A 3,894-nucleotide genomic window follows, 5' to 3' on the forward strand; every position below is an offset into this window, starting at 1 on the left:
TTCGGATGCAGCTTGCCCTCGATCACCAGCATCGGCCCCGATTGCGTCGCATAGTCGACGGTCTGGCGCCTCTTCACGAAATCCCGAGTGGCACGGACCGCGGCCTTGCCGTCGCGCATGTAGAAAATGCCGTTCGGCTGCAGGGAAAAATTGCCGCTTCCCGATCCCGTTTTCACCGAGGCCATCTCCTGGCCACGCTCGACATAGAGGCCGACCGGCGCGAGGTTCGGGTGATACATACCGGCATTGATGCCGAACAGCATGGTGCGCCCTGCCGCCTGTTGCGTGGCATGCAGATTGTGCAGCGACTGAAACGGCTTGCCCGCCGCATCCTTCCAGAACAGCTCGAGCTGATATCGTTTTGGATCGACCTCGCAAACGAGATAGCTGGTCGCCTCGAAGGTGAAGTCCCGGCATGGCGGCAGTGAAGCGGTCCACTGGCCAAATCCCATGCCAAATGCCGCCACCGACGGCAGTGCGCCCTTGGCCAAGGCCAGCAGCAACGGCAATGATTGCAGGAGGGTCAGGAAATCCATGTGCTTACCGGAATCGAAGTTCGAGGTCCGGTACGGATATAACCTGTTTCAAGCGAGACTGTGAAAGGCTCTGGACTTAGGCAAGCCATCCCATGGCGACGCTCAATAACAAGACGATGCCGAGCAGGCCGCGATAGATGACGAACGGCCAGGCCGAGAAACGCTCCAGCACGTGCATCAGCCCCCATATGGCGAAGAAGGCGGAGATCGACGCAACGACCAGCCCGACAGCAAGCACCGACCAGCCATGGGCGTCGAGATGGACCTTGTGCAGTTCCCAGAGTTCCTTGAGGCCGGCGAGCGCGATGGCAGGCAGCCCGAGCAGGAATGAGAAGCGCGCCGCCTCAGCCCGCTTGAAGCCGAGCCCCAATGCCGCCGTCAGGGTCGAGCCCGAGCGCGACACGCCGGGGACAAGCGCGCCGATCTGGGCAACACCGACGAGCAGCGCATCGGTTAGCGACGCACCCCCCATGCTGCGCCGGTGACGGGCAAAGATCTCGGCCAGCGCCAGCAGGATCGCCATTGCGATGCAGGCCCAGCCGATCACCGTCAGGCTGCGTAGCGGCGAATTGCAGGCGTTGAGCACGCCCGACAGCGCCACGCCGGCGATGACGATCGGGATCGTCGCCAGCACGATCCAGAGCGCCAGCTTGAAATGCCGGTCGGCGAAATCGCGTCGCGCCAGAGCGTCGAACGAACCAAACAGGATATTCCTGACATCACTCCAGAAATAGCTGACCACCGCGGCAAGAGCCGCGAGTTGCATGGCGGCGGAGAAGGCGGAGCCAGGATCCTGCCAGCCGAGCACGGCCGGCACGATGCGCATATGGGCGGTCGAGGAAATCGGCAACAGTTCGGTGATGCCTTGCACCACGCCGAGGAACGCCACCTTGGCGAACCCCAGGCCGACGAAGCCCGTATCCAGGCCTTGTGTGCAGATATCGGCCAAAATCGAATTCCGTGCATGAGAGATCGGAGTTGCGTGGACCGACCATCGGTCAATCCCGGGCAAGCCTTATCGTCATGGGCCGGATAATCAATTTACGGATTTGTAAGCTGGCGTGCCGAAGTGCACGCCGTTCGAAACCGGCCCACCTTGGAGCCGGCTTGAGATACACAGCGAAAATCGCAAAGCGACTACGGGCAGAGCCAGAGTTTCTGGCATGTCCTGGCGATCACATGCGCCGGCGGCACTTCGGGCTCATCGGTCGAAGGCCGGCGAGCCCGTTCGAGCAGCATGCGCACCTGTTCGGGGCGCACACGATCGCGCTCCATCACAAGCAGGACCATCGGATCGCTCAAAAGCTCGTCCAGGGTGCTGATGCTGTCGTTCATCCGTCGTCTCCTCGAATGCCGTACCCGCGACCCATAAATAGGGAGACAATGATGGCCCGCCAATGACGCTTTGCCGGCTATCTCGTGTCGATTTGGATTAAATTTTGGCCATGCTTGCGCTCTCCCTTGGCCCTTGGCGCTGCGCGTCGATCCACTTCCTTCCACAACAAGGGGAGAAGGGAAAAATTAGCCTGGCGGAGGGGCGCCTTCGTATTTCGGCAGGCTGTCATCGAGCACCACCCAGGGCTGCTTCGAGCCCGTGAAAATATGCATTTGCGGCTTGAAAACCGTGGGATCGTCGAGCCATGCGAGTGGGGTGAAGCGATGACGCCGAAAGCTGTCATGGCTGCCATGGAATGCCGGCTGCCCGCCAACAGCCGGCGGCTTTGGCGTTCACTCGGTTTCGCCGACGACCTCGTCCCAGGTTTTGACCTTGGTCTGGCCGTTGAGGAACGGCAGCGCTGCGGCCGTCAGCTCCGGCGCGAAGAAGGTATCGTAGTGGGTGCGGTTGGGCAGGATCGCCAGGCGGTTCTGCGACAGGTTCTCGCGCATCCAGCCGGCGTCCTTCAGCCCGCCGCCGAGCATCTGATAGAACTTGATCTCGTGTTCGGGCTTGTACATATCGCTGTCGCCATAGACCAGCATGACAGGCATCTTCAGCTTGGCGACGTCGGCCGAGTAGTCGCGGTTCTGACGCATGAAGCCGCCCAGCGCATCGAGGAGCTTCGGGAACTCCTCAGGATGCGGCGCCACGGCGACGTAGGATTTATACATCGGCGTGTCCTTCATGAACTCAGCCGCGGCCGCGCTCACCTGTGCCTGCTGGGGACGCATCTCGTCATAGAAGCCGTCCGTGGCGTAGCCGGTCGATACCAGGACGAGGCGGCGCACCGCTTCGGGATTCTGGACGGCCATGCGGAAGGCGACGCCGCCGCCCAGCGAATAGCCCATGACATCGACCTGATCGTAACCGAGCGCCTTGACGATGGCGGCCATGTCGTCGCCCATCGCCTCCACGGTGAATGGGCGGTCGCCCAGCGCGGTGCGACCGTGACCCTGCAGGTCGACGCCGATGACGGTGCGGTTTTCGGCAAGTTTCGGCAGGATCGGCGCGAACATATCCGTGGTGCCGAGACCGCCATGCAGCAGAAGCAGCGGCTCGCCCTTGCCATAGATGGCATAATAATAATTCAGGCCGTTGATCGGCAGCAGGCCGGACTTTTCCGGCTTCGGCAGTGCGTTCGTCTCAGTCGTCATGGCGGGGTTTGTCTCCTCCGCATTGGTGGTGCCTGGGCAGCCAACGAGCGCTGCAACCGAAGCAAGAATGGCGAAAAACAGGGTTTTGGACATATCGATCTCCTCTCGTCATGCCGGTATCAGAGCGTCAGGCGGATCAAAGCGTTTTGGCGAGTTCTTCGAGCTGGTCGGCGCACTGTCCCCAACCCTCGTGGAAACCCATCTTCTCATGCTGTTCGCGGTCGGCGACGCTCCAGTGCCTGACCCGAGCGATGTAGCGGGTCTTGCCATTGCCCTCGTCCTCGAAGGTCAGCGCGACGGTCATGAACGGCTTTTCCGAAGGCTGCCAAGCCTCTGTGTAGGCGTCGGTGAGGACGATCTTCCTGCGGGGAACGACTTCGAGGAAGACTCCCGGGTTGGGGAATTCGTTGCCGTCCGGGCTAGCCATGACGACAAGGCTCGAGCCGCCGGTGCGCACATCCATCTCGGCGCGCGGCGTCGTCCATGGTTTTGGCGAGAACCAGCGCGTGATCAGTTTCGGGTCGGTCCAGCAGCGATAGACGTTCTCGCGCGGTGCATCGATGATGCGGGCGAGAACCAGTTCACGGTCATTGGTGGGGGCGATGTCGAGCTTGATGGTCATGATGGCGTCCTGCGTTTGATCTGGCTTCCGTCCCAAGGACGAGCCGATGAACCGCAAACCGACATCGGCCAGTGAAAAAATGTCGGCACCGTCTCGATGGGCCAAGGCGTTCCCCACCTTCGTCATCCACGGGCGGAGCAGGAG

The 3,894-nt window shown here is 61.7% G+C and carries 5 protein-coding genes and 1 pseudogene; all 6 read right to left on the minus strand.

Annotated elements, in window-relative coordinates; genetic code table 11:
• On the minus strand, nt 1-536 hold a 536-nt coding region (locus EOC06_RS29780; protein ID WP_245470204.1), incomplete at its 3' end, for a phosphodiester glycosidase family protein.
• Between the two features lie 76 nt (nt 537-612).
• On the minus strand, nt 613-1,485 hold the full coding sequence (locus EOC06_RS29785) for an undecaprenyl-diphosphate phosphatase (RefSeq protein ID WP_127321898.1): 873 nt from the start codon (nt 1,483-1,485) through the stop codon (nt 613-615).
• 188 nt (nt 1,486-1,673) lie between these two features.
• A complete protein-coding gene (locus EOC06_RS29790) occupies nt 1,674-1,871 on the minus strand; it encodes a hypothetical protein (RefSeq protein ID WP_013532087.1) in 198 nt (65 codons plus the stop codon).
• Nucleotides 1,872-2,057: 186 nt separating this feature from the next.
• Nucleotides 2,058-2,174, minus strand: a pseudogene (locus tag EOC06_RS43860) (GFA family protein); the annotation flags it as partial.
• A gap of 90 nt (nt 2,175-2,264) precedes the next feature.
• Nucleotides 2,265-3,221, minus strand: a complete 957-nt coding sequence (locus EOC06_RS29800; protein WP_128309476.1) for an alpha/beta fold hydrolase — start codon at nt 3,219-3,221, stop codon at nt 2,265-2,267.
• A 43-nt stretch (nt 3,222-3,264) separates the two neighbouring features.
• Entirely contained in the window at nt 3,265-3,750 is a 486-nt protein-coding gene (locus EOC06_RS29805) for an SRPBCC family protein (protein ID WP_128309477.1), read from the minus strand.
• Nucleotides 3,751-3,894 lie beyond the last annotated feature (144 nt).

Source organism: Mesorhizobium sp. M7A.F.Ca.MR.362.00.0.0, assembly GCF_004023175.1.
Classification (GTDB): Bacteria; Pseudomonadota; Alphaproteobacteria; order Rhizobiales; family Rhizobiaceae; genus Mesorhizobium.

Coding starts and splice junctions, on each gene's coding strand:
- EOC06_RS29790 (WP_013532087.1), bottom strand. CDS start 1,871: ATGAACGACAGCATCAGCACCCTGGACGAGCTTTTGAGCGATCCGATG.
- EOC06_RS29805 (WP_128309477.1), bottom strand. CDS start 3,750: ATGACCATCAAGCTCGACATCGCCCCCACCAATGACCGTGAACTGGTT.
- EOC06_RS29800 (WP_128309476.1), bottom strand. CDS start 3,221: ATGTCCAAAACCCTGTTTTTCGCCATTCTTGCTTCGGTTGCAGCGCTC.